This window comes from Pseudooceanicola sediminis (assembly GCF_003575965.1).
In the GTDB taxonomy this organism is placed as follows: Bacteria; Pseudomonadota; Alphaproteobacteria; order Rhodobacterales; family Rhodobacteraceae; genus Pseudooceanicola; species Pseudooceanicola sediminis.
In genome coordinates this window covers 1-25,442 of record NZ_QWJJ01000009.1, presented here as the reverse complement: position 1 = coordinate 25,442, position 25,442 = coordinate 1, and the positions used below count along the sequence as shown (strand labels likewise).

Here is a 25,442-nt window from a genome sequence, read left to right as displayed (position 1 = left end):
CGATGACCCAGTTCATCAACACCAAGGAAACCCTTGTCACCGACGCCATCGACGGGCTGATCCGCGCCTCGGGCGGGGCGCTGGCACGGCTGGATGGCTATCCCCATATCCGCGTCGTGCTGCGCACCGACTGGGACCGCAGCCGCGTCGCGCTGGTGTCGGGGGGCGGGTCAGGCCACGAACCGGCGCATGCGGGCTTTGTCGGGCAGGGTATGCTGACGGCGGCGGTCTGTGGCGATGTCTTTGCGTCGCCCTCGGTCGAGGCGGTTCTGGCGGGTATCCTGGCGGTCACCGGCCCGGCGGGTTGCCTGCTGATCGTCAAGAACTACACCGGCGACCGGCTGAACTTTGGTCTGGCGGCGGAACGCGCCCGCGCCTTTGGACTGAACGTGGAGATGGTTGTCGTCGATGACGACGTTGCCCTGCCGCATCTGCCGCAGCCGCGCGGCATTGCCGGGACGCTGTTCGTGCACAAGATCGCGGGGGCGATTGCCGAGGAGGGGGGGACGCTGGATGCGGTCGCCGCTGCGGCACGTGAGGTGATCGGGGGGGCGGTCTCGATTGGCATGTCGTTGGGCACCTGCACGGTTCCCGGTTCGCCCAAGAGCGAGCGTTTTGCAGCGGGTGAGGTTGAGCTGGGCCTGGGAATCCACGGTGAAAGCGGTGCGGAGCGGATGCCGTTTTCGAGCGCGCGTGCGGCCATTGAAACGATGGTCGCGCGTCTGTCGACTGCCGGTCCGGCAGGGCCGAAGGTAGCGCTGATCAACAACCTCGGGGCAACGACGCCACTGGAAATGTCGGTGCTGGCGGCGGAGTTGCTGGCCTCGGATCTCGGGGCCGACATCCGGTGCGTGATCGGCCCGGCGCCGCTTATGACCTCGCTCGACATGCACGGGTTCTCGGTTTCGCTGCTGCCGCTGAGCGCGGAAACCGAAGCGCATCTGCGCGCCCCCGTCGCGCCCCACGCCTGGGCGCCGCTGGTCGATGTGGTGCCGGTTTCGGTGGTGGCGATGCCGGACGGATTGACGCCCTTGCGGCCCAAACCGTCGGCTGATGCGGTGACGGGTGCCTTTCTTGCGCGCTGCTGTGACGTCCTGATTTCCGTGGAAGATCAATTGAATGCGCTGGATGCCCAATCGGGCGATGGCGATACCGGGTCGACATTGGCGGGGGCCGCGCGGGCGTTGAAGGCGGCAATTCCCGATCTGCCCCTGGCGGATCTGACGCAGCTGTATCGTGCCATCGGCAACGAGCTGAGTCAGACGATGGGCGGCTCGTCCGGGGTGCTGCTGGCGATCTATTTCTCGGCCGTCGGCGATGCGGCGGCCAGTGGCCACGGCATGACCCGCGCGTTCGAGGCGGGGCTGGCGCGGGTGATGGAAGTCGGCGGCGCAACCCCGGGAGACCGCACGATGATCGATGCCCTGGCCCCTGCTTTGGCGGCGCTGGGCGATGGGGTTGCGGCGGCGGCAAAGGCGGCGCGCGCCGGGGCGGATGCAACGGCGACGATGGGAAAGGCCGGGGCAGGGCGGGCCAGCTATATCTCGGCAGAGCGGCTGATCGGGCACAACGATCCGGGCGCGGAAGCGGTGGCGCGCCTGTTCGAGCATCTGGCGGAAAATCCAGCTGAGACGCGCGAGCAGGCGGGGTGACGACCTGCGCCCGGGGCGGAGCCTGGGCCCCCAAAAACGGTGAAATTGCGACGTCCGTACAGACAGCCGTATCCTGTCGGTATCACGTCGGTATTTTTACCGCCCCAGATCCGGCGGGGGTCGCGGCACCAGGGCTGGCCCGTTGAGAGAAGCGCCTGAGACAGGCGACTGAGACAGGTGACTGAGACGGGCGGCCGGGCGGGGCTGGCGCCGAGGCCGGACAGATCATACGACCAGCGCCCCCGTCAGGTCTGGGGGCGTGACGGGCACCCCCGCGCAGAGCGAGGGTCGAAGGTAGGGTGCCTGTTGGCGCTGCGGCTGTGACCCGGGTCATAGCCAGCCAGCCCCCTAGCCCCAGGGGCCGCGCTTGGGAGTGCGCCGGGGCTTGTGCGCGTCAGGATGGGGCGCGTCAGGGTGGGGCGCGTCGGGATGGGGCCGGGCGTGTGCCGCCGGGCGTTTCGCGCCCCAGGGTGCCGAGCCGGAGGGCGGCGTTGCGCGGGGCGAGGCGGCCCCCAACCCGCGTGCCATCTCTCCCCCCATCTGGCGCGCCATTTCGCGCAGGGCCGCGACCCGGTTTTCGGTCGCCGGGTGGGTCGAGAACAATTTGTCCCGTCCGTTGCCATGCAGGGGGTTGATGATGAACATATGCGCCGTGGCGGGGTGCGCCTCGGCGGCGGGGTTGTCGACACGGGCGGCGCCCATGGCGATGCGTTCCAGCGCCGTGGCCAGCCAGAGAGGGTTGCCGCAGATCGCCGCGCCTTCCTTGTCGGCGGCATATTCGCGGGTGCGGCTGACGGCCATCTGCACCAGGGCGGCGGCCATCGGGGCAAAGATCATCATCGCGATGGTGCCGATCAACCCGAGGCGTTCACGGCTGCCGCCAAAGAACAGGGCAAAGTTGGCCAGCATCGAGATGGCACCCGCGAAGGTCGCGGTCACGGTCATGATGGCGGTGTCGTGATGTTTGATATGCGCCAGTTCATGCGCGACGACGCCAGCCAGTTCTTCGCGCGACAGGGCCTGCAGCAGGCCGGTCGACACGGCGACGGCGGCATTGGCGGGGTTGCGACCGGTCGCAAAGGCATTGGGCTGGGCCGAGTCGATGATGTAGACGGCGGGCGTCGGAATGCCGGCGTTCTGCGCAAGGCCCGCCACCAGCGCCGTCAGGCCGTGCCGGTCGTTCGCCCCGACCGCGTGGGCGTTGTGCATCCGCAGCACCATCTTGTCGGAATTCCACCAGGTAAAGACGTTCATGCACGCCGCGACGACCAGCGCGATGATCATGCCGCCGCTGCCCCCCAGCAGATAGCCGAGGCCCATGAACAGTGCTGTCATTGCGGCCATCAGGGCGGCCGTCTTGAAATATCCCATTGTCCTGTCTCCGGGTCAGCCCGCGCCGCTGCGCGATTGGTATGGATATATGTCGGGCGCGACGGCGTGCAATGTGTGGGCGATCACTTGCCCATCACCGGGCGGGTCTGGTGGGTGGGGCTGCCCGCGTGCTAGCAGGGGCAGCGGCCCCCTTTGCAAACTGGTTCGGAGCCTGACGTGCGTGAAGATTTCAACCTGCCGGCCCCGAAACCCGGTGCCGACTACCTGATCACCGTGCTGCGCCCCGAGGCGCCGCCGCCGCCCGAGGGGTATCCGGTGCTCTATGCGCTGGACGGCAGGGCGGTGGTGGAACAGCTGCCCGAAGGCGCGATGGCCCGGCCCGGTGCGCCCGTGATCGTCGCCATCGGCTATGACACCGAGCGCCGCTTTGCCTCGGCCGAGCGGGCGCGCGATTACACGCCGCCCGATCCCGATGGCCGCGCCGTGTACGACACGCATGGGCGCCCTGCGGGGGGCGCGGCGGTGTTTCATGATCTGATCACCGGCGTGATCCTGCCCCGTGCCGAGGCGCTGGTTCCGGTCGATCCGGCGCGGCGCACGCTTTGGGGGCACAGCTTTGGCGGCTTGTTCGTGCTGCGCAGCGCCCTTCAGCCCGAGGGGGCGTGGTTCAGCCACTTTGTGTCCGCCAGCCCGTCGCTGTGGTGGGATGACATGCGCTATCGCTTTGCGGTCCATGCCGCGCTGGCCTTGGGCGCGCGTCCATCCGCCCCACTGGATCTGCACCTTGGCGGGGCCGAGCGTGAGCGCGCCAGCCTGCCACCGGGCGAGGACGTCAAACCCTTCATCCGGATGCGCGCCGCCCTGCCGCCCGACTCTCATGCCGAGCTGGCGGCGGATCTGGCGCGGGCGGGCAATCCGGGCGGGCTGACGGTGTTTCCCGGCCTCAGCCATGGCGAGGCCTTTGGCGCGTCGCTGCGCGAGACGCTGCGGGGGTTTGCGGGAACCGGCGGATAGCGGGCGGGGCCCGGGGGCAGAAGCTGCGGGTCGGGTGGTGTCGTGTGGTCGCGCATGGGGCGGCCTTGCGGCGGGTTGCGGGGGATGTCCGGGCGACCTCATCATCACGTGAACGCGGAGGCGGCACGGTAATAGTTGACTGTCTTGCTCGGGATTATTATGCCTGCGGCTGTTCGTCCTGCGGACGCCATGTTTGCACCGCCGTTCCTCGGCCAGGGGCAGGCAGGGCGACAGGAGGGGCGGGGACGGCCTTGGCCCCCGCGCGGGCGCGTCAAACGCCCGACCAGCCACAGCATCGCTGCAGCAAACAAGGATCGGACCATTTGATCGGAGGCCGCCACAGGGCAGGCCTTCTCAGCAGCGAAAGGTTGATTTCATGAGGATTTCCGCAGGTATGGCGCAGGCACGTCCGCAGGTCGGGCCGCAGGTTGGGCCACAGGTCGGGCCGCGGGGAGGCTGGCTGATCGCCGCCGCCCTGGTCGGTCTGATGGCCGTCGCCGGGACCGCCGCACAGGCGCAGACGGCGTTCAGCGAACTGGGCAGCTTTCACGGGAGGCTGGGGGCCAGCGGCCCCGACCGCGGCCCGATCGTGCCCGGCGGCGAAGCACGGATCACCGGGTCCGGCCTTGCCCCCGGTCAGCAGGTCGTGCTGCGCCAGAGCGGCGTTGCGCTGAATGACGGGGCGCCGCTGACGGCGGACGACAAGGGCGCCTTCAGCACCACGGTTCAGATCCCCGACACGGCGCAGACGGGCACCTATCCCGTCGTGGCCGAACTTCAGAACCCGCCCTATGCGACGACCTTCGACGTCAAGGTTTCGCCCAACCTGGGGGAAATGGGGGCAGAGGCCTATGATATCCTCAGCCAGAAGCTGGCGGCGGGACTGTACCAGGTGGCCGAATCCAATACGCTGGGCGCGGTCTTCGTGACCTCGGCCGTTGGGCGCCCGCCAGTCGAGACCAGCCAGCTGATCAAGCTGGACGCCGCGACGCTTGAGCAACTGGCGAGCGTGACACCTGCGGCAGACGACGCCGGGGGCGGTGTCTTTGCCGTCTACGGCGTCGGTGTCGAAGAGGATCTGGGCCAGGTCTGGGTGACCAACACGCGCCAGAACACCGTCGCGGTCTATTCCGCGGACGACCTTTCGCTGATCAAGCAGTTCGACGCCGGCCTGGTGCCGCATCCCCGCGATGTCGTGCTGCTGGATGGCAAGGCCTATGTTTCGGCCACGTTCGTGCCCGAGGTGCATGTGTTCGACGCCAAGACGCTGGAACCTGCCGGTGTGATCGAGCTGAAATCCGGTCAGCGCCGGGGTGAATTCGGCACGGGCGGGCTGGCGCTGGATGCGGCGGGCAATGCGCTGTTCGTGTCCAGTCTGGGCAGCAACGAGGTTGCGCGGGTCGATCTGGCCAGTGGTGAACAGACGGCGGTATTTGACGTGCCGGGATCCGACAGCACCATCGGCGTGGCCTATGATGCGGAGCGCAAGCAGATCTATACCGCAGGTCAGGGCAGCGACAACGTGACGATCCTGAACGCCGATACGGGCGAGGTGATCAAGCAGGTTTCGGTCGGGGCCAACCCGCTGAACCTCGTGATCGATCCCGACACCGGCAACGTCTATGTCGCCGTGCGTGCGTCGGACAGCGTCGCGGTGATGAGCCCGGACGGCGACCTGATCGCCAACCTTCCCATCGGGTCCTTTCCCAACCACCTGACGCTGGACGGCGAGGGCGGCGTGCTGGTCGTCAACAAGGCCAAGGGGCAGGATGACGCCAAGGGCGACATGATCACGCGGATCACGCCGAAAATGTAACGAATGGTCGGCTGCGGCGCGGTATGCGTCGCGGCCGTCCTCCTCCTCCCCCCCTTTTTTCGCGCGGGCGACACTGCGGCAATCGCCGGTCTTGCGGCGGACCAGACGCCAGAGGCCGCCGCCAAAGCCTGACACCTGATACCGGACCCTGACGGAGACGCGCCATATGAAACCCCTCTCTCAGACATGGCCGCAGGACCGGGCCGAGCGTTACCGCGCACGCGGCTATTGGCAGGGCGAGACGTTTCCGGCCTTGCTGCGCGCTCGCGCCGCCGATCACCCCGACCGGACCGCGCTGGTCTGGCGCGATCAGCGGATCACCTACCTTGAACTGAACGACCAGGCGCGCCGCTTTGGCGCGGGTCTGCTGGACCTTGGGCTGACGCCCGGTGACCGGGTGCTGGTGCAACTGGGCAATACGCCCGACTTTTTCCGCGCGGCCTTCGGCCTGTTCGCCGCCGGGCTGATCCCCGTCTATGCGCTGCCGGCGCATCGCCGCACCGAGGTCGAGCATCTGCTGACCCGGTCCGAGGCGCGCGCGATGATCATTCCCGACAAGGCAGACGGCTTTGACTATCGCGGGCTTGCCGATGAGCTGGCCGGGGCCGTGCCCACCCTGCGCCACGTGATCGTCGCGGGCGAGGCGGGGCCGACCCATCACGCGATGATCGGCATTGCGGCAGACCCCGCGCGTCTGCCCGCCGATCCCGATCCGCAGGCGGTGGCATTTTCGCAGATCAGTGGCGGGTCGACGGGGTTGTCCAAGCTGATCCCGCGCACCCATGACGACTATATCTACAGCTTGCGTGAAAGCGCGCGCATCTGCGGGCTGGGGCCCGAGTCCGTCTATATGGCCGTGCTGCCGGTGGCGCATAATTTCACCATGTCCAGCCCGGGCACGTTCGGCGCATTCTATGCCGGTGCCACCGTGGTTCTGTGCCCGTCGCCCGTGCCTGATGCGGCCTTTCCGCTGATCGCCAAGGAAGGCGTCACGATCACCGCGCTGGTGCCGCCGCTGGCGCTGCTGTGGCTGGATGCGGCGCAGAAGATGCAGCCGGATCTGTCGTCGTTGCAGGTGTTGCAGGTTGGCGGGGCCAAGTTCCTGCCCGAATCCGCCCGCCGGGTGCGCCCGGTGCTGGGCTGCACGCTGCAACAGGTCTTTGGCATGGCCGAGGGGCTGGTGAACTATACCCGCCTTGATGACGATGAAGAGGTCATCGTGACGACGCAGGGCCGCCCGATCAGCCCGGATGATGAGATACTGGTGCTGGACGACGATGGCCAGCCGGTGCCCGATGGCGTGCCGGGCCACCTGCTGACGCGCGGGCCTTACACGATTTCCGCCTATCACGACGAACCTGCCGCCAATGCCCGCAGTTTCGAGGATGGATATTACCGCACCGGCGATATCGTGGCGCGCCAGCCCTCGGGGCATCTGGTGGTGCAGGGGCGCGCCGGCGATCACATCAACCGCGCCGGCGAAAAGATCTCGGCCGAGGAGGTGGAGGATCACCTGCTGGCGCATCCCGACGTCTTTGATGCCGTGGTGGTGTCTATCCCCGATGCCCATCTGGGCGAACGCATCTGTGCCTTCGTCAAGCCGCGCGATGGCGCCGCACCGCGCCCGCTGGACATTCGCAAGTTCATGCGCGCCCGCCAGATCGCGGCGTTCAAGATCCCGGACGAGATACGGCTGATCGACAGTTTCGGCACCACCGCCGTCGGCAAGATTTCCCGCCGCCACCTGCGCCAGCAGTTGCGCACCGAGGTGCTGGCGGATGAAGCGAAAAGCACAAGCGAAACGGAAACCACATGAGCCAAATGATCCAAGTCCTGACCAAGGACCAGATGCGCGCGGATATCGCCGCCCAGATCGGCCTGGCCCCAGAGGAGATCGAGGCGGACGAAAGCCTGGTGGATCAGGGGCTGGATTCGATGCAGGTGATGACGTTGCTGATGCAGTGGGGCGAGGTCATTCAGGGCCTCGATTTCGCGCGTTTCATGGAGGCCGAGACGTTGGACGACTGGTGGCTGATCGCAGAACAGGCGCAATCGGCGTGACACATCTGCCCCCTGTCCCGGCGCACGCGCAGCCGCTGAGCGAGGCCCAGAAGGGCATCTGGTACGCGCAGCGCCGCGACATGGGCAGCCCGGTGTTCATGACCGGGCAGGCGCTGACGATGCGTGGCCCGCTGGATGTCGCTGCGCTGCGGGCCGCCGTGGCGCAGGTCGGGGCCGAGGCCGAGTGCCTGTCGCTGCGCTTTGCCGAGGGACAGGACGGACCCGTACAGTGGCTGGCAGCGGGCGGTGCCCCGGCGCTGGTGGTGCGCGATCTGTCGGGCGAGGCAGACCCCGAAGCAGCGGCCGCCGCCGCCATCGAGGCCGAGGCGAAGGGCCCCGTCGATCTGACACATGGTCCGGTCGCGGGCTTTACCCTGTGGGTGCTGGCGCCCGGGCATCATATCCTGAGCGAGCGTATTCATCATCTTGCCGCCGACGGCTATGCCATGGTGCTGATCACCAACCGCCTGGCCGAGCTGTATTCCGCGACCTGCACGGGGCGCGCGGCGGCGCCGGGTTTTCCGCCCTACGCGCAGTCGCTGGAGGCCGAGGCGACATACCTTGCCAGCCCGAAACGCGACAAGGACCGCGCCTATTGGCACGAGACGCTGGCAACCCTCGGCACGATCGAGGGGATGGCGGCGGGCGAGCCGGTCAGCGACCGCTGGTTCCACCGCGCCGAAGTGCCGATGAGCGCCGCCGCGCGGGACCGGCTGCATGGGCTGGCGGCAGAGGTCGGGCTGAACTGGGCCGATGTGCTGAGCGCGCTGGCGGGGGCCTACGTGGCCCGCTGCCTGCCCGTCGCGCCGGGCGAAGAGGACCTGCCGCGCGAGGTCGTTCTGGGGATGCCGCTGATGAACCGCATGGGCAGCAAGGCCGCGCGGGTGCCCTGTACGCTGGTCAACGTGCTGCCGCTGCGGCTGGTGGTGCACGAGGATCTGCCGCTGGCCGAGTGGCTGGTGCAGGCGGCGCAGGGCATGGCGGCGATGCGCCGCCACGGCAAGTATCGCGGAGAGGCGCTGCGGCGGGAAATGCACCGGATCGGTGCGGGCAAGCGCCTGCACGGGCCGCTGGTCAACGTGCTGCCGTTCGATGCGACACCGCAGATGGCGGGGCTTGAGACGCAGTTGCAGATCCTTGGTGCGGGGTCGGTCGACGACATTACCTTTTGTTTCCGGGGCGATGGTCGCGCGGGGCTGTTGGTGCAGGCCGATTGCAACCCGGCGCTCTATGACCTTGCGACGACGCAGGCCCATGCGACGCGGCTGGCCACCTTTATCGAGGCCGCGCTGGACGCCGCGACGCTGGCAGAGGTGGCGACGCTGACGCAGGCCGAGACGGCGCAGCATCTTTTTGCGCGCAACGCCACCGACCATCCGGTGCCGGAAACCACGCTGGTCGCGCTGACCCGCGCGCAGGTGCAGGCCACGCCGGAGGCCGAGGCGCTGGTCTTTGGCACCGAACGTCTGAGCTATGCCGCGCTGGACCAGCGCAGCGATGCCCTTGCGCGGCATCTGGCGGGGCAGGGGATCGGGCCGGGCGACGTGGTGGCGGTGGCGCTGCCGCGGTCGGTCGCGCTGATCGTGGCGCTACAGGGCGTGATCCGCGCCGGGGCGGCCTATGTCCCGCTCGACCCCGAGGATGCCTCGGGGCGGCGGGCCGACATGCTGGCGCGGGCCAACCCCAAGGTGATCCTGGCCGAGGCCGATTTCGACGCGGCGGGCCACACCGCAGGCATCCTGCCGCCCGCGGATTGGGGCACCGGCCCGCAGGCCGCGCCGACGGCCCCCGGCCCGCATGATCCGGCCTACGTGCTGTTCACGTCGGGGTCGACCGGCAGGCCAAAGGGGGTGGTGATCGAACATGACGCCATCGTCAATCGCCTGCTGTGGATGCAGGACGAATACGGATTTGGCCCCGGTGACCGCATCCTGCAAAAAACCCCGGCGACCTTTGATGTTTCGGTCTGGGAGTTCTTTCTGCCGTTCCTGTGCGGGGCCACGCTGGTCGTCGCGCCGCCCGGCGCGCATCGCGACCCGTCGGCGCTGGCCGGGCTGATCCGCGACCATGCCATCACGACATTGCATTTCGTGCCCTCCATGCTGGCGCTGTTTCTGGCCGCGCCTGCGTCCCACGGCCTTCGTATCGCGCGCGTTTTCGCCAGCGGAGAGGCGCTGCCGGCGCACTTGGCCGCGCAGTTCCACGCCCGGATCAAGGGCCGTCTGCACAACCTCTATGGCCCGACCGAGGCGGCCGTCGACGTGACCTATCGCGAGGCACGGGCGGACGAACCCGGAGCCTCGGTTCCCATTGGGGTGCCTGTCTGGAACACGCGCACCTACCTGCTGGACCCGCGCGGGCGGCCCGTGCCCGATGGCGTGGCGGGGCGGCTGTACCTTGGCGGGCGTCAACTGGCGCGCGGGTACCTCGGCCAGCCCGACCTGACGGAGGAGCGTTTCCCCCCCGACCCCTTTGTGCCCGGCGCACGGATGTATGACACCGGCGACCTGGCCTTTGCCAGCGCAGATGGCACGCTGACCTATATCGGGCGCGCCGATCATCAGGTAAAGATCCGTGGCGTGCGCATCGAGCTGGGCGAGATCGAGGCGGTGCTGGAGGGCACGGGCCTGGTCGCGCAGGCCGCCGTTCTGGCCCCTGCCGATCACCTCGGTCAGGCGCAACTGGTGGCCTATGTGGTGCCCCGCGCGGGCGTCGAGGTCACCGCGATCCGAGAGGCCCTTTCCGCCCGCCTGCCCGCGATGATGATGCCCGCCGCCATCGTGCCGCTGGACGCCTTTCCGCTGAACCCGAGTGGCAAGCTGGACCGCAAGGCGCTGCCCGCGCCGCAACTGGATGCCTCGGCCCCCGCGCGCGCCCTGCGCGACGGGATCGAGACGGTGCTGGGCGCGGCCTATGCCGAGGTGCTGGGCCTGCCCGAACCTGCCGGACCCGAGACGGATTTCTTTGCCGCCGGTGGCGACAGCCTGAAGGCCGTGCGCCTGACGCTGCTGCTGGAGGAGGAATTGGGCCGCGATCCAGGTCTGGGCACCCTGTTCGAGGTGCCGGTGCTGGCCGATCTGGCCCGCCGACTGGAGGCTGAGGCGCAGCATGACGACGGGCTTGGCCCGGTGGTGCACCTGTCACCGCGCAAGGGCGGCGCACCACGCCGCCTGTTCGCGATCCACCCCGCAGGCGGTATCGCATGGTGCTATCGTGGCCTCGCGCGGGCCCTGGACGGGGCCGAGGTGGTCGGTGTGCAATCGCCCCTGCTGGACCCCGACGCGCCCGAGCCCGACAGCCTGTCGGCGCTGGCGCGCGATTACTGCGACCGGATCGAGGCGCTGATGCCCGAGGGGCCGATCAACCTGCTGGGCTGGTCACTGGGCGGGATCATCGCCCATGCCATCGCAGCCGAGGCAGAGGCGCGCGGGCGCGCGGTCGGCCAGCTGGTGCTGCTGGATGCCTATCCGTCGGAATGCTGGCGCAACGAGCCTGAGCCGGACGAAGGCGCGGCGATCCGCGCCCTGCTGGCCATCGCCGGGCATGACCCCGATGCCTATCCGCATCTGGTGACCCGCGCCGATATCCTGGGGTTCCTGCGCGAAACCGGGCATCCGCTGGGGCAATTGCCCGAGGCGGTGCAACACGGCGTCGTGCGGTCGGTCCAGCAGACCAACCGTCTGGTGCGGACCCATGTCGAGCGTCGGGTTGACGCGCCGCTGCTGCATGTCCATGCCCGGCTGGATCACGCCGGAACCGGACGCCATCCACAGCTGTGGTCCCCCTATGCCGGTGGTGTGCGGGTGCTTGAGCTGGATTGCCGCCACGCCGATGTGGTGTCGGACGCCAACTGCACGCTGGTTGCGCAGGCGCTACGCGCGATGCCTGATCAGGACGCGAAGGGTCATAATACGAAGGCTCAGAATACGGGCGATGGCGCGACAGCGGGGGTGGATGGGGCGCACCGGCGGGCGCGTCTTGCCCATCAGCGCTAGGTCATTTGTGCGGCTCACGGCAATTGCTTTGACGTCTGCGCGGGAAATCATGACATACAGGCGATAGCATCCGGATCCGCCCGGTCACGAAAAGTTTTGCCGCGTTGCGGCGGAAATCGTCGGCAGGGCGGTATAAGGAAAAAGCCCGGGGCTGTCGCCAGATCCCGACGTGCAGGTATTCGGAGTAAGCAATTTGGCCGATGAGTTCATTTCCCCTGTCCCGCCCGAGGGGGCGTCTGTGCGCCCCTCTGTGCACCCGTCTGTGTTCCCGTGCGGGCGGGCCGCCGCATGGTTGCCGTCGCGTGCCGTGATCGCGGTGCTGACTTTGGCAATGTCGATGGCAATGGCGGTGTCGCAGCCGCAGGGTGTGCTGGCACAGGGCCGTCCCGCAGCAGGGCCGACCGAGGTGGGCGTGGTCGCGCTGACATCGCAGGACGTGCCCTATACGGTGACGCTGCCGGGCCGCGCGGTGGCGCATGACCAGACCGAGGTCCGCCCGCGCGTCGAAGGGGTGATCGAGGAGGTGACCTATACATCCGGCGCGACCGTGGCGGCGGGCGACCTGCTGTTCCGGCTGGACACCGACACCTACACGGCGGCGCTGGATGCCGCGAAGGCGTCGAAGGCCAGCGCCGAATCCACGCTGGCGGCGGCGACATCGACCGTCACCCGCTATCGCAAGCTGAACGGCGTCGGCATCACGCAATCCGACCTCGATACCGCCGAGGCATCGCTGGCGCAGGCGCAGGCCACGCTGGCCGCCTCCGAAGCGGCGCTGAAGACCGCGCAGCTGAACCTTGACCGGACCGAAATCCGCAGCCCGATCAACGGCATCGTCGACCTGCCGCAGTTTTCCGTTGGCGCGCTGGTCACCGCCAATCAGAGCGATGCGCTGACCACCGTGACGGCCATCGATCCGATCTATGTCGATGTTCAGGAAAGTTCGGCCCGGATGCTGCGCGTGCGTGACCGGATCGCCACCGGCACGCTGAAGCCCATCGACCCGCTGGGCATCGTGCTGACGCTGGAAACCGGCGCGACGTACCAGGGCGCCGGCACGCTGGTCAGCCCCCGGACCGAGGTGTCCACGACAACCGGCAGCGTCGATTTTCGCATCCAGTTCGACAACCCCGACCGGCTGATCCTGCCGGGGCAATTCCTGCGCGTGGCGCTGACGCTGGGCACCACCCAGGCCATCCTGGTGCCGCAACGTGCCACCTCGCGCAGTTCGGATGGGTCGCTGACCGCCTTTGTCGTCAGCGACGGCAAGGCGAAACAGGTGACCCTGACCTCAAGCGGGACCTATCGGAACGCCTGGATCGTGACCGACGGGGTGACGACGGAGGACATGCTGATCGTCGACGGGTTGCGCAACCTCAGGGCCGGGGCCGAGATCACCACCGTCCCCGTGACGATCAATGACGACGGCCTGGTGGAGGACATGCCGGGCGAGGCGTCGGCCCCTGCCCAGGGCACCGGAGAGTAGCGGCGCATGGTCAATTTCTTTATTCACCGCCCGGTTTTCGCCTGGGTGCTGGCCATCGTCACGATGCTGGCGGGCGCCTTTGCCTTTACCCGGCTGCCGGTGTCGCAATATCCCGACATCGCCCCGACCACGATCCGCATTTCGGCCAGCTATTCGGGGGCGACGGCGGATGCGGTGCAGAATTCGGTCACCACGGTGATCGAGGATTCGCTGACAGCCATCGACGGGTTGCTCTATTCCAACTCGACTTCGCGGCAGGGGCGGTCGTCGATCACGCTGACCTTCGACGAAAGCGTCGATCCGATCGATGCCCAGAACGAGGTGCAGTCCAAGGTCAGCCAGGTCGAAAGCCAGTTGCCCGACAAGGTGCAATCCTCGGGGGTGACAATCTCGCGCTCGTCCGATTCCATCCTGATGGTCGGCGCGCTGGTGTCGACCGACGCGACCTATTCCACGGTGCAACTGGGCGATATCCTGGACAACATGGTCAAAGGCCCGGTGCAGCGGACCGATGGCGTGGGCAGCATCAACGTGTTCGGGTCGGGCTATGCGATGCGCATCTGGCTCGATCCGCTGTCACTGGCGCAATACCAACTGACGCCAACGGATGTGACGACGGCGGTGACCGCGCAGAACACCACCGTTTCCGTCGGCTCTCTCGGGGATCTGCCGACGACGCAGGGGCAGCAGTTCACCGCGACGATCACCGCGCAAAGCCAGCTGACCTCGGCCGAGGCGTTCGAGAGTATCCTGCTGAAAACCGAAGAGGACGGCAGCGCCGTCTACCTCGGCGATGTGGCGCGCGTCGAAATCGGCCAGGAAAGCTATGGCACCAGTTCGTTCTTTGACGGCGAGAATGCCGCCGGTTTCGGGGTGAACCTGGCCACCGGCGCGAATGCCGTCGACACGGCGGCGGCGGTGCGTGCGACGCTGGATGGTCTGCTGGCGGCCCTGCCCGAAGGGGTCGAGGTGCATTATGCCTACGACACCTCGCCCTTTGTCGAACTGTCGATCGAAAAGGTCTATCACACGCTGGCCGAGGCGGTCGTGCTGGTGCTGCTGGTGATCCTGATCTTCCTGCAGAAATGGCGCGCGACGCTGATCCCGATCATCGCCGTGCCGGTGGTGCTGATGGGCACCTTCGCGGTGCTGGGCGCGGCGGGCTATTCGATCAACACGCTGACCATGTTCGCCATGGTTCTGGCCATCGGTCTGCTGGTCGATGACGCCATCGTCGTGGTCGAGAACGTCGAGCGCGTGATGGAGGAAGACGGCATCGGCCCGCTGGAGGCGACCGAGAAATCCATGGGCCAGATCACCGGCGCGCTGATCGGCATCGCGCTGGTGCTGTCGGCGGTGTTCCTGCCGATGGCGTTCTTTGGCGGTTCGACCGGGGTGATCTACCGGCAGTTCTCGATCACCATCATCACCGCCATGGTGCTGTCGGCGCTGGTCGCGCTGATCCTGTCACCGGCGCTTTGCGCGACGATGCTGAAAAAGCCCGGCCATGGCGGCGGCATTGCCCCGGCGCGCTGGTTCAACCGGAATTTCGAACGGATCACCAATGGCTATGCCGGCGGGGTGCGGCGTCTGCTGCGCGTGCCTTTCATCATGGTGCTGCTGCTGGCGGGGATCACCTTTGGCGCGGCCACGATCTATAACCGCATCCCGTCGTCCTTTCTGCCGGCCGAGGATCAGGGCGTGATGATGGTGATCGTCAGCCTGACCGAAGGCTCGACCACCGCCCAGACGCAGGCCGTGGTGAACCAGATCGACGATTACCTGCGCACCGAGGAACGCGATACGGTCGAGAGCACCTTTGCCTCGCTCGGTTTCGGGTTTGGCGGCAGTGGCCAGAACGCCGCCATGCTGTTCGTCAAGTTGAAGGATTTCGAGGACCGCAGCGGCGACGGCCTGTCAGCGGGGGATGTCGTCGGGCGGGGCAATGCGCGTTTTGGCGCGCTGCGGGCGGGGCGGGTGACCTTTATCCAGCCGCCCTCGATCCCCGGCCTTGGCAATACCTCGGGCTTTTCGATGTACCTTGTCGATCAGGCGGGCAATGGCACCGAGGCGATGATCGCGGCCTCGGCCCAGCTCGAGTCGCTGGCAAATGCCGATGGGCGCGCCACCGGCCTGCGGATTTCGGGGGACGAGGACGAGGCGGTGTTGCGCATCAATATCGACCAGCAGAAGGCCGAGAGCCTGGGGCTGACCCTGTCATCGCTGAATTCGATGATGTCGATCATCTTTTCCGGCTCCTCGGTCAACGATTTCAACATGAACGGCAACCTGCGCCCGGTCATGGTGCAGGCCGATGCCGCCTTTCGGATGCAGCCCGAAGATATCGAGAGCTGGTATGCCCGCAACGACAGCGGCGAAATGGTGCCCTTTTCCGCCTTCATGACGACCGAGTGGGTCTCGGCCTCGCCCTCGCTGTCGCGCTACAACGGGACCTCGGCGATGAGCGTTTCCGGGTCGCCCGCCGCGGGGGTTTCCTCGGGCGAGGCGATGGACGCGATGGAGGAACTGACGGCGCAACTGCCGGGCGGCTACGGCGTGGCCTGGACCGGGTTGTCGTACCAGGAACGCCAGTCGGGCAGCCAGGCGCCCTATCTTTACGCGCTGTCGGTGATGGTGGTCTTTCTGTCCCTCGCCGCGCTGTACGAAAGCTGGTCGATCCCGTTTTCCGTCATGCTGGCGGTGCCGGTCGGCATCCTGGGGGCGCTGGTCGCGGCCTGGGTCACGGGCGGGTCGAACGACGTCTACTTCAAGGTCGGCCTGCTGACGACCATCGGGCTGGCGGCCAAGAACGCCATCCTGATCGTCGAATTCGCCAAGGATCTGGAGGCGCAGGGCAAGGGGCTGGTCGAAGCCACGGTCGAGGCGGCGCGGATGCGGCTGCGCCCGATCCTGATGACCTCGTTTGCGTTCATGCTGGGGGTCGTGCCGCTGGCGATTGCCAATGGGGCCGGGGCCGCCGCGCAGAACGCCATCGGCGTCGGGGTGTTGGGAGGCATGATCGCCGCGACCTTTATCGGCGTGTTCATGGTGCCCAGTTTCTACGTCGTGGTGCGCCGTCTGACGGACAAGTCCGCGCGCAGGCAAAAGGCGTGAGACGGGCCTCTCAAGGGCCGAGTGAAGCGTAAGGGCCGGGTGTAAATGAAAGGCGGCGGGGTGCGGATCCCGCCGCCCTTTTTGTCTGTGCACTTACCCCTCACAAGCAGTCACGCCCGAGAAACAGTCGCGCCTCAGAAATCGAACAGCTCCTTCAGCAGGGACGATTTCTTCTTTCGCTTGTCATAGCGCGGATCATAGGGGCGGTCGTCCGTGCGATAGCCTTCGCGCCCGAACCCGCCGCGCGGGTCGCGATTGGGGGCGGCGCGGACCGGCGGGTAGCCCAGCACGTCATCGGCGGACCGGTCGATGATCTTGTCCAGCTCTCCCCGGTCCAGCCAGATGCCACGGCATTTCGGGCAATAGTCGATCTCGACCCCCTGCCGCTCGGTCATCGTCAGATCGCTTCCATCCACAGGGCATTTCATCGCCTTACCTCCTCATTGCGGTTCGGCTGAGATGGGAATGCGTCGGGGCCGCATCAACAAAACTCTTCGTGATGAATTAACCAAGCGACTGAAAAGCATGGTTAATTACGAAAATTGGAATGACCGGACCGCCCGAACGCGGTATATATCTGGTTACGCCCCGCACCCGACAGACCCGGGTGCAGCGGTGGCGCGGCAGAAGGCCGCCCTTTCTTTCACATGAGTACGACGGTGTGGGCCGCAGGCGCGTCCCATTCATTGATCGTCCCTGCATCCTCTCATCCTCGGCTCGCCCGCAGGACAGGAGATCCAGGATGCGCCTTCTCGTTACAGATACCACATGGAACATTGCCGGTCTGGCCCATGCGATGGGTCAGCAAGGCTATTACATCACCGACGCTGCCAACGGTGGCGAAGTGCTGGAATACCTTGCCTCGGCTGAACAGAACGCCGTGATCATCGACCCGGATCTGCCGGACATGGCGGCGGGCGACCTGATCGGGCGGCTGCGCAACCAGTATCCGCGCCTTGTGATCTGCGTCGTATCGCGCAGCGTGACCGAGGCGGATCGCACGCGGTTCCTCATTCGGGGCGCGGACGACGTGATCGAATGGCCCTGCAAACCCGCCGAAATCGCGGCACGGCTGCGCGCCTATATCCGCCGGGCAGCGGGATTTGCCCAACCCGTTCTGGAAACGGGCGCGCTCAGCGTCGATATCGACGCGCGCAAGGTGCACTACGACGACATGCCGATCCACCTGACCCGGCTGGAATACGAGCTGATCGAGATGCTGGTCCTGCGTGCCGGGGCGATGGTCACGCGCGAACAGGTGATGATGCAGCTTTATGCCTGGCAGGACGAGCCTGATCCCAAGATTGTCGACGTCTATATCTGCCGTATCCGGGCCAAGCTGGCCGCGATCGGCGCGGGCAGCGACGTGATCGTCACGACCTTTGGCCAGGGCATTCGGATGCCTGCGCTGACCCCGCCGCGCCGGGCCACCCCGTCGCGTGCCGTCGCCGCCTGATCGCGCGCAGGGCCTGCAAGGCGGTCGGCGGGCGCACAGTGCCTGCCTGCTGCCCGTCCCGCTTAGCCAATCGTTAACCAATTTCCCCACAGCATCGGGCGGATGCCGGTCCGCAGGGGGCCGGAAGGTGTGCCAGCGGCCGACCGCGAGCGGAGAGGGGAAACAGGATGGTGCGAGGGGGGCGCTTGCGCGATCGCGGCTGCCCTTGGTTGCCGCGCACGAACCCGGCCGGAGCGTGGAGCATGGCACCGCTGGGACCAGCGCCTCTCTTCGCGGGGAAGGGGCCGCGCCTGTCGCGAAAAGCGCATGGGCAGGGTGCCTTCGCCCGACTGGCGCTGCGCCTTTCCAGACGACTGGCGGCAGGCCTTGCCATCGCCCTTGTTCTGTCCCTTGCCACGGGTCTGGCCACCGGGGCCGCGCAGGCCGGGGCGTGGCCACGCGGCAAGGGCAAGCACTTTGCGGCGGCGGCGCTGCGGTTTCACAGTGCGACGGGCGCCGATTGGTCGAAATCCCTGACCTACTACCATGAATACGGCCTGAGCGATCAGATCAACATCGGCGTCGATGTCGGCGGCGCGATCTCGGGCTTTGACAAGCTGATCCTTTTCGCGACCGTGCCGCTGCCGCAGATACTGGGGGTGAACATCGCCTCGGAACTGGGGGTCGGCCTTGTCGCGGGCGAGGCGGTCGTGCGCCCGGGCGTGTCCCTTGGGCGGGGGTTGTCCCGGCCCGAGGGCTGGATCACGCTTGAGGGTGCAGCGGAATATTTCAGCCAGAGCGATGCCGTCGACTGGAAGGTCGACACGACCTTCGGGCTGACGCTTGGCGCGCGGTCGAAAACCTATGTCCAGCTGCAAACCGGGCATCAGCACGGCGATGCCCCCTTTGCGCGGCTCGCGGCCTCGTTCGCGTGGCAGATCAAGCCGCGGCTGACGCTGGATGTCGGGGCCTCGACCAGCGTGATGAACAGCGAACGCTATCGTCTGAAATTCGGCGTCTGGCGCGAATTCTGAGGCGTGCGTCACCCCCGGGCGTGCGGCGCGGCGTCAGGGGCGGGGCCCGGGGGCCGGGTGCAGACAATCCCCCGGGCGGTGGGGGTCAGAACGCCCAGCCGACCGACAGGCCGAGGAAGGGGATCACGTCATAATCATCCAGGTCGCGGTTGGTCTTGGCCACTTCGTCGGCCACGTCGCTCTGACCCTGGGGAGAGAGCTGTTCGGCGCCGCTGATCGACATCTCGTAGCTGGCAAAGCGCGCGCCAATTTCAAACGATGCGGTCATGCCCCCTTTGTTTTTCTGGCGAAATCCCATCGAAAGCTGGGGCGCGACGGTTTTCTTCTGCTTCAGAGACACGCCGAAATCGCCGGTATAGGTCGACCCGTTCGCGGTGATCTCGTCCGTGCTGCCGTTCGCCTCGTATCCGCCGAAGGCGACGCCGCCGGACAGGAAGAACCCCGTGCCCATCGGAAAGAAATTCGCCGCCAGCGCCGCCGACAGCGCCTTCAGCTCTCCGTCAACGGAATTGTCGTCGAACTCGAATGTATCGCTGAACGCACCGTAATAGATCGGGGCACGCAGGCTGACGCGATCGTTCAGGGCATAGACCGGCTGGACAAACACCCCGAGGGTGGACAGGCCCGCATCCAGCGTCAGCGCGGCGTCTTGTGCCTGTGCTGCCGTCGCGCCAATCAGGGTTGCCAGCGTGGCCGCACAAATCGTCGTTTTCATGAAATACCTCTTATGCGTATGGCTTTGCGGGGGAAATTGCCCGCTACGCAAAAAGGCTGCCCGCCGCGATCCGGGGCGCACAACCCCGTGAACGGCCAGGGCGACGGTATCCCGGGGCGCTGTGGCCGAAAGGGCACCCGTCTGGGTTGAATCGAGGCAGGGCCGTCGTGGATGCTGAAAGCTTGGACGTTCAGAGGGCGGCAAACGCCGGAGAGGGGGGGCAGGCGCGCGGCGCTGCGCGGGGCTAGACCGCCAGCCCCGGCATCTTGAGCATACGCACGGCGTCGATCTTCCAGCCCTCCGGCGTCTGGATCATCGCGTATTCCAGCAGGTGCAGGCGACCATCGGTGTCTTCGATCTCGACCTTCTGATAGGTCCGCCCGCCACGTTCGTCCTGCCCGGCAAAGCGATGGCTGCGCGAATGGTGCACCATCGGATAACCATCGCGCACCATGGCGCCAAAGTTGTCCACCGTTCCGAATACGCCCTGGATCGTCGGGCTGGCATAGCCCCAGGCGCGGTCGAAGTCTTCGGCGTCGAAGGCCTGCAACTGTTGCGAAATAACGGCTTCGGGACCGTTCAGGGGGGCCGGCTGCGCGCGCGCCGACGGCGGCATCAGAAGAGAGACGGCAAAGACCAGCAGGGCCAGAATGACCGCGACGAATGACAGGTGTTTCATGCTGCGCACCTCCTGCTGTACCGCGGCACCGGCTGGCCCCCCTTGCCCGAGAGTCCGTGCGTGGTATCTAGAGTTACGCGCGCCCCGGTCCAGAAGTTTCACGTCGCGCAAAATAAGGCTGGCAACAAAAAGGGGCGCCCCGCAGGACGCCCCCGTTTCGCGTGATGCGCGATCGCGCTAGAGGAACTTGCCGGCCAGCGCGTCGTCGATCAGATCGGCCGTTTCGGCCACGCCATACAGCGCGATGAACCCGCCAAAGCGCGGCCCCTGGCTGGCCCCCAGCAATACTTCGTAGAGGGCGGTGAACCAGGCGCGCAGCGGCTCGAACCGCTCCTTGCCGACGGCATAGACCTCGGTTTGCAGGGCTTCGTCGTCCAGCGGGCCATCCCAGGCGCGCAGGATGTCGCGCAGTTCGATCAGCGCCTCGCGTTCCAGATCGGTCGGCGCACGGAAGGTCTTTTCCGGCTTCACGAAGTCATTGTAGTAGCGCACGGCGAACCCGGCGGCCTGATCCATCTGCGGATTGGTTTCGGCGGAGGCATCGGGGGCATAGCGGCGGATGAACCCCCAGAGCGTTTCCTTGTCCTCGGCCCCGGACACCGAGGCGAGGTTCAGCAACATCGAAAAGGGTACCACCATGTCGCTTTGCGGCACGTCGCCTGCGTGGATATGCCAGACCGGGTTGGCCAGACGCGCCTTGGCATCCTGCCCGGCATAGGCGCGCAGCTGCTGGTGGTATTCGTCCATCGCCTTGGGGATCACGTCGAAATACATCCGTTTCGCCGTCTTCGGTTTCTGGAACATGAAATACGACAGGCTTTCGGTGCTGGCATAGGTCAGCCACTGGTCGATCGAGATGCCGTTGCCGGAGGATTTCGAGATCTTCTGCCCCTTGTCGTCCAGGAACAGTTCATAGGTGAAATGCTCGGGCTTGCGGCCGCCCAGGATCTCGCAGATGCGGTCGTAGATCGGGGTGTTGGTGGAATGGTCCTTGCCGTACATCTCGAAATCGACGTCCAGCGCGGCCCAGCGAGCGCCAAAATCGGGTTTCCACTGCAATTTCACGTGGCCTCCGGTGACGGGCAGGGTCCATTCGCGGCCCTCTTCGTCGTCGAAGGTCACGGTGTAATTTTCGCGGTCGACCTTTTTCATCGGCACATACAGCACGCGGCCGGTTTCGGGATGGATCGGCAGAAAGATCGAATAGGTCTGCTGGCGTTCTTCGCGCAAGGATTTCAGCATGACCTTCATCACGTCGTCGTATTTCTCGACGGCGCGTTTCAGCACCTCGTCGAACTGGCCCGTGGCATAGAATTCGGTCGCGGAATAGAAATCGTACTCGAACCCGAAGGTATCCAGAAACCGCCGCAGCATGGCGTTGTTATGGTCACCGAAACTGTCGAACTGTTCGAACGGGTCGGGCACACTGGTCAGCGGGCGGTGCAGATTTTCTTTCAGCAGGTCCTGGTTGGGGACGTTGCCGGGCACCTTGCGCATCCCGTCCATATCGTCGGAAAAACAGATCAGGCGGGTCGGGATATCCGAAATCACCTCAAAGGCGCGGCGGATCATCGTGGTGCGCAGCACTTCGCCAAAGGTGCCGATATGGGGCAGGCCGCTGGGGCCATAGCCGGTTTCGAACAGAACAAAGCCCTTTTCGGGGGCGGCCTTTTCATACCGCTTGGCCAGACGGCGGGCCTCTTCGAAAGGCCAGGCCTTCGATTCAAGTGCAGCGTCGCGCAGGTCTGACATGGTTCACTCCATCGGTTCTGATGCCCTGGGTCGGGCTATTCGCCTTGTGGGACTGGCGCTTCCTATTGCCCGCACCCCGATAGGTCAATATTCTGCCCCCAAGCCGACGCAAACGCTTTCAAATGATACAAGGCCGCATTCCATGACTTCAGACACCCCCCATTCGCTTTCGCCACAGGATTGCCTTGTCCTGCTGATGATCGCGGTCTCCGTCTCGGACGAAACGGTGCGGACATCCGAACTGATCAAGATCGAGAACCAGGTCAACACGCTGCCGATCTTTGCCGATTACGACGATTCCCGCATCACCCAGATGTCGTCGATCGTGTTCGATCTGTTTGCCGAGGAAGACGGGCTGGACGCCCTGTTCGGCCTGATGCGCGAACATCTGCCCGAACGGCTGTTCGAAACCGCCTATGCGCTGGCCTGCGATGTCGCCGCCGCCGATGGCACCCTGCGCGAACCCGAACTGCGCCTGCTTGAGGAGATCCGCTATGAACTGGCGCTCGACCGGCTGCATGCCGCCGCCATCGAACGTGGCGCGCGCGCCCGGCACCTGACGCAATAGGCGCATTCCGGCGCGCAGGCGGGCGGCGGCGCGGGCCGGCTCTGGCACGATCAGCCGGTGCCGTAGACCCCGCCCCAGCGTTCGATCAGATCCTGTTGCAGGTTGCGCGCGCGCGCCAGCCAGGTGCGCCCGCCGGGCGGGCGTTCGCGTTGTTCCATCGGCAGCGTCTTGCGGATCTCGACATCGCCGGACAGGATGGCAAAGGCCATGTCGGTGCCGTCCGGCCCCACGACATACCCGGCCAGCCCCGAGACAAAGTTCAGCGTGCCGGTCTTGGCGTGCACCGACATCGGGCGATTGGCATCGATCACCTTGCCGCCCTTGCGCAGGTTGATGTCCTTGAGCAGCGGGCGCAGGCTGTCCTGTGCCTGACGCGACGCCAGCATCTTCACCAGGTCGGCGGTCGAAATCCGCGAATCGTCCTCCAACCCCGAATGGTCGACCATCGACACCTCTTTCAGGCCGTATTGCTGCTGTGCCCACTGGCTCATCGCCTGCGCCGAGTCGCGCAGCGATCCGGGCGCGACACCGCGCGCGACCGAGGCCGTCAGCCCGATGATCTCGGCTGTCAGGTTGGTCGAATAATACAGCATCGCCTTGATCACGGCATGCAAGGGGCGGCTCTGGTAACTGGCCAGCTGAAACGCGTCGGCGGGCAGGTCGCGCATTTCCTTCGGGGTGTCCAGCACGATGCCGTAGGACCGCGCCAGCGTCTGGAATACCTCGGCGGTATAGGCGGCGGGGCGGCGGACCGGCAACCAGCGCGCGCCGTCGCGCGATCCCAACGCGGATTCGGCCACCGACCATTCATCGCGGTCGTTGCGGTCGGCATAGGTAAAGACCGGTCCGGCCCTGTCGGCCAGCGTCATGCTGGCGATGGCCACGTCGGGGCGGTATTTCCCGGCCCGCGCATCCATGGTCAGGGCCCATTTCCCCGCCACCTTCTTCCATTCGAAATGCACGCGGTTGTAATTCAGGTTCAGCCCCGAAATACCGGGGTTGTAGGCGACATGGGGTGGCTGTTCGATGTCGATCAGGCGGGCCTCGGGCAGGGAGTGGCCGTAGTAGTAGAAATTCCCCGTCACCTCGGTGACGCCTGCGGCCTTCAGCCCGCCGGCCAGGTCGCCCAGGTTGTCGGTGTCGAAATCAGGATCGCCGCCGCCCGCCAGGATCAGGTCCCCCATCAGCTTGCCGCCCTCCAGCGGCCCGGTGCCCAGCAGGCGGGTGGTAAAGCGATAGTCCGGCCCCAGCGTGTCCAGCGCATAAAGCGTGGTCAGGGTCTTGGCGACGCTGGCGGGGGGCAGCGGCTGATGCGCCTCGTGCCCCTCCAGGATATGACCGTCCTCCAGCGACGCCAGCGCAAAGGCGCTGTGACCGCTGATCTTGTTGCGCTCCAGCAGCATGTTGATGGTGGGGTAGCCGCCGTTCTCGATCCGCTCCATCAGGCCTTCGGGGCGGTGGCGCGGACGCAGCGAATCCAGTGGTCCATCGGCCAGGGCGGGGCGTGCGGCGGGCAAGGCGGCGCTGCTGAACAGGCCAGCCAGCATCATCCGTCGGGAAATCTGTAATGTCATGGGCCCCAGCCTAATTCTGCGCGACAGCCCTGCCAAGGCAGGCGGTCAGAGTAAAGGGGGCGACGCGGCGGAACCTCAATCACTTTGTCGCCAGTCGCCGCGCTGGCGGATCACCGAGGACGAGATTTCCGTCATCGGCACGTTGACAAAGCACCACGCGGGCGCGGTGCTGCGCCCCAACAGGCGGCTTTCGCGGCCCTTCAGGCGATGGCTGCGAAAAATCCTCGCGGCGCGGGAATTGCGCGCGCCCAGCCGTTCGCCGGGGCGCGCCAGCACGCCAATGGGATAGTTTTCCATGATCCAGCGCCATTCCTGCCACTTGTCGAACTGTACCAGGTTGTCGGCCCCCATCAGCCACACGAAGGTCACACCGGGATACATCCGGCGCAGCGCCCGCAGGGTTTCGGCGGTATAGCGCGTGTTGGTGCGGGCCTCGATGCCGGTGATGCAGACACGCGGATGCTGTACCAGCGCCCGGCTGGCGGCCAGGCGGGTTTCCAGCGGCGCAGGGCCATGGGACTTGAGCGGATTGCCGGGGCTGACCAGCCACCAGACGGAGTCCAGCCCGAACCGCTTCAACGCCTCGCGGGTGATATGGGCATGGCCTTCGTGCGGCGGATCGAATGACCCGCCCAGCAGGCCGATACGCTGACCGGCCCTGGCATATGGACGGCGTTGAACCACGTCGTCATGTCCCTCTCTGGCGGCGGTGCGGCCCGGCGCGGGCGGCACGCCAATTTCGGCATTCGGCGGAGGTTGTGACGCACGCGGCGGGAAAGTCAAACATTTACAAGCCCGATGCGGGGATGCCACGGCACGCAGGGGGCCCGCACCGCCCGCGCCCCGGGCCGGTACGCGCCGCCACTCAGGGCAAGGCGGAGCTGGCGGAACAGGAGCGGGGGCAAGGCGGAGCGGGGGCAAGGCGGAGCAGGGGCAAGGCGGAACCGGCGAAGCAAGTGCGGGGGCAAGAGTGACCTGCCCGCGACGATCATCGCGGGCAGACGGGTCTACTTGATCGGGTTCGGTCGCGGCAACGTCCCCGAGGCCGGGCCGGACATTGTGCCCGACAGCGGGCGCGCGGCGGTCGCAGTGTCGGAATGGGGCGCCTGGCCTGGCCCCTGGGGCGACGTGGTGGGGCCGTCCGGGCCTGTCTGTCGCGCGGCATGGTCAGCCGTGCCGCTGGCGTCGCCCGCCGGCCGGGCACGGCGCCGCCCG

At 66.7% G+C, this 25,442-nt stretch carries 19 protein-coding genes; 11 read left to right on the top strand and 8 right to left on the bottom strand.

The annotated features are described in order from the left end of the window. The first annotated feature begins 2 nt into the window (after window positions 1–2). Window positions 3–1,652 carry a dihydroxyacetone kinase subunit DhaK gene (locus DL237_RS11295; RefSeq protein WP_119399181.1) on the top strand — a complete coding sequence of 550 codons (1,650 nt, stop codon included), beginning with the start codon at window positions 3–5 and terminating at the stop codon, window positions 1,650–1,652. A 348-nt stretch (window positions 1,653–2,000) separates the two neighbouring features. Here the strand turns inward: DL237_RS11295 and htpX are convergent, their stop codons facing one another. Next, the gene (gene htpX, locus DL237_RS11290; RefSeq protein ID WP_119399180.1) at window positions 2,001–3,023 is read right to left on the bottom strand and encodes a zinc metalloprotease HtpX; all 1,023 of its coding nucleotides are present in this window, start codon (window positions 3,021–3,023) and stop codon (window positions 2,001–2,003) included. A gap of 177 nt (window positions 3,024–3,200) precedes the next feature. Between htpX and DL237_RS11285 the strand changes: the two genes are divergently transcribed. From DL237_RS11285 to DL237_RS11255, 7 genes are all read left to right on the top strand, one after another. Continuing rightward, the gene (locus tag DL237_RS11285; protein ID WP_158585626.1) at window positions 3,201–3,998 is read left to right on the top strand and encodes an alpha/beta hydrolase; all 798 of its coding nucleotides are present in this window, start codon (window positions 3,201–3,203) and stop codon (window positions 3,996–3,998) included. Between the two features lie 394 nt (window positions 3,999–4,392). Continuing rightward, on the top strand, window positions 4,393–5,814 hold the full coding sequence (locus DL237_RS11280; RefSeq protein ID WP_158585625.1) for a YncE family protein: 1,422 nt from the start codon (window positions 4,393–4,395) through the stop codon (window positions 5,812–5,814). 166 nt (window positions 5,815–5,980) lie between these two features. Further along, a complete protein-coding gene (locus DL237_RS11275; protein ID WP_119399177.1) occupies window positions 5,981–7,630 on the top strand; it encodes a (2,3-dihydroxybenzoyl)adenylate synthase in 1,650 nt (549 codons plus the stop codon). Then, window positions 7,627–7,875 (top strand): phosphopantetheine-binding protein, encoded by a 249-nt coding sequence (locus tag DL237_RS11270; RefSeq protein ID WP_119399176.1) that lies wholly within the window; start codon window positions 7,627–7,629, stop codon window positions 7,873–7,875. Before DL237_RS11275 ends, DL237_RS11270 begins: the two co-directional genes overlap by 4 nt. Further along, a complete protein-coding gene (locus DL237_RS11265) occupies window positions 7,872–11,870 on the top strand; it encodes a non-ribosomal peptide synthetase (protein WP_233544960.1) in 3,999 nt (1,332 codons plus the stop codon). The genes DL237_RS11270 and DL237_RS11265 overlap by 4 nt, the downstream gene beginning before the upstream one ends. A gap of 292 nt (window positions 11,871–12,162) precedes the next feature. Next, window positions 12,163–13,356 (top strand): efflux RND transporter periplasmic adaptor subunit, encoded by a 1,194-nt coding sequence (locus DL237_RS11260; protein ID WP_233544959.1) that lies wholly within the window; start codon window positions 12,163–12,165, stop codon window positions 13,354–13,356. A 6-nt stretch (window positions 13,357–13,362) separates the two neighbouring features. Continuing rightward, window positions 13,363–16,470, top strand: a complete 3,108-nt coding sequence (locus DL237_RS11255; protein WP_119399174.1) for an efflux RND transporter permease subunit — start codon at window positions 13,363–13,365, stop codon at window positions 16,468–16,470. 134 nt (window positions 16,471–16,604) lie between these two features. On the opposite strand, the gene DL237_RS11250 is transcribed toward DL237_RS11255, so the two are convergent. Continuing rightward, window positions 16,605–16,898: a TFIIB-type zinc ribbon-containing protein gene (locus DL237_RS11250; RefSeq protein ID WP_119399173.1), complete on the bottom strand. Its 294-nt coding sequence runs from the start codon at window positions 16,896–16,898 to the stop codon at window positions 16,605–16,607. A 314-nt stretch (window positions 16,899–17,212) separates the two neighbouring features. Here DL237_RS11250 and DL237_RS11245 point away from each other — a divergent pair, with 314 nt between their 5' ends. Continuing rightward, window positions 17,213–17,926 carry a response regulator transcription factor gene (locus DL237_RS11245; RefSeq protein ID WP_158585624.1) on the top strand — a complete coding sequence of 238 codons (714 nt, stop codon included), beginning with the start codon at window positions 17,213–17,215 and terminating at the stop codon, window positions 17,924–17,926. A 242-nt stretch (window positions 17,927–18,168) separates the two neighbouring features. After that, a complete protein-coding gene (locus DL237_RS11240) occupies window positions 18,169–18,939 on the top strand; it encodes a hypothetical protein (RefSeq protein WP_119399171.1) in 771 nt (256 codons plus the stop codon). Between the two features lie 85 nt (window positions 18,940–19,024). Here the strand turns inward: DL237_RS11240 and DL237_RS11235 are convergent, their stop codons facing one another. The 3 genes from DL237_RS11235 to DL237_RS11225 all read right to left on the bottom strand — a co-directional run bounded on the left by DL237_RS11235 (window position 19,025) and on the right by DL237_RS11225 (window position 22,085). Further along, window positions 19,025–19,654 (bottom strand): hypothetical protein, encoded by a 630-nt coding sequence (locus tag DL237_RS11235; protein ID WP_119399170.1) that lies wholly within the window; start codon window positions 19,652–19,654, stop codon window positions 19,025–19,027. A gap of 244 nt (window positions 19,655–19,898) precedes the next feature. After that, complete coding sequence (locus tag DL237_RS11230; protein ID WP_119399169.1) at window positions 19,899–20,333, bottom strand: DUF4864 domain-containing protein; 435 nt, start codon at window positions 20,331–20,333, stop codon at window positions 19,899–19,901. A 177-nt stretch (window positions 20,334–20,510) separates the two neighbouring features. Beyond that, a complete protein-coding gene (locus DL237_RS11225; protein ID WP_119399168.1) occupies window positions 20,511–22,085 on the bottom strand; it encodes a lysine--tRNA ligase in 1,575 nt (524 codons plus the stop codon). Window positions 22,086–22,227: 142 nt separating this feature from the next. Here DL237_RS11225 and DL237_RS11220 point away from each other — a divergent pair, with 142 nt between their 5' ends. Then, entirely contained in the window at window positions 22,228–22,653 is a 426-nt protein-coding gene (locus DL237_RS11220) for a tellurite resistance TerB family protein (RefSeq protein ID WP_119399167.1), read from the top strand. Window positions 22,654–22,703: 50 nt separating this feature from the next. Here the strand turns inward: DL237_RS11220 and dacB are convergent, their stop codons facing one another. From dacB to DL237_RS20860, 3 genes are all read right to left on the bottom strand, one after another. Next, window positions 22,704–24,227 (bottom strand): D-alanyl-D-alanine carboxypeptidase/D-alanyl-D-alanine endopeptidase, encoded by a 1,524-nt coding sequence (dacB, locus tag DL237_RS11215; RefSeq protein WP_119399166.1) that lies wholly within the window; start codon window positions 24,225–24,227, stop codon window positions 22,704–22,706. Between the two features lie 75 nt (window positions 24,228–24,302). After that, a complete protein-coding gene (locus tag DL237_RS11210) occupies window positions 24,303–24,911 on the bottom strand; it encodes a nicotinate-nucleotide adenylyltransferase (protein WP_119399165.1) in 609 nt (202 codons plus the stop codon). A 323-nt stretch (window positions 24,912–25,234) separates the two neighbouring features. Beyond that, on the bottom strand, window positions 25,235–25,442 hold a 208-nt coding region (locus DL237_RS20860; RefSeq protein ID WP_233544958.1), incomplete at its 5' end, for a hypothetical protein.

Coding starts and splice junctions, on each gene's coding strand:
- DL237_RS11295 (WP_119399181.1), top strand. CDS start 3: ATGACCCAGTTCATCAACACCAAGGAAACCCTTGTCACCGACGCCATC.
- htpX (WP_119399180.1), bottom strand. CDS start 3,023: ATGGGATATTTCAAGACGGCCGCCCTGATGGCCGCAATGACAGCACTG.
- DL237_RS11280 (WP_158585625.1), top strand. CDS start 4,393: ATGGCGCAGGCACGTCCGCAGGTCGGGCCGCAGGTTGGGCCACAGGTC.
- DL237_RS11275 (WP_119399177.1), top strand. CDS start 5,981: ATGAAACCCCTCTCTCAGACATGGCCGCAGGACCGGGCCGAGCGTTAC.
- DL237_RS11270 (WP_119399176.1), top strand. CDS start 7,627: ATGAGCCAAATGATCCAAGTCCTGACCAAGGACCAGATGCGCGCGGAT.
- DL237_RS11255 (WP_119399174.1), top strand. CDS start 13,363: ATGGTCAATTTCTTTATTCACCGCCCGGTTTTCGCCTGGGTGCTGGCC.
- DL237_RS11250 (WP_119399173.1), bottom strand. CDS start 16,898: ATGAAATGCCCTGTGGATGGAAGCGATCTGACGATGACCGAGCGGCAG.
- DL237_RS11245 (WP_158585624.1), top strand. CDS start 17,213: ATGCGCCTTCTCGTTACAGATACCACATGGAACATTGCCGGTCTGGCC.
- DL237_RS11240 (WP_119399171.1), top strand. CDS start 18,169: ATGGCACCGCTGGGACCAGCGCCTCTCTTCGCGGGGAAGGGGCCGCGC.
- DL237_RS11235 (WP_119399170.1), bottom strand. CDS start 19,654: ATGAAAACGACGATTTGTGCGGCCACGCTGGCAACCCTGATTGGCGCG.
- DL237_RS11230 (WP_119399169.1), bottom strand. CDS start 20,333: ATGAAACACCTGTCATTCGTCGCGGTCATTCTGGCCCTGCTGGTCTTT.
- DL237_RS11225 (WP_119399168.1), bottom strand. CDS start 22,085: ATGTCAGACCTGCGCGACGCTGCACTTGAATCGAAGGCCTGGCCTTTC.
- DL237_RS11220 (WP_119399167.1), top strand. CDS start 22,228: ATGACTTCAGACACCCCCCATTCGCTTTCGCCACAGGATTGCCTTGTC.
- dacB (WP_119399166.1), bottom strand. CDS start 24,227: ATGACATTACAGATTTCCCGACGGATGATGCTGGCTGGCCTGTTCAGC.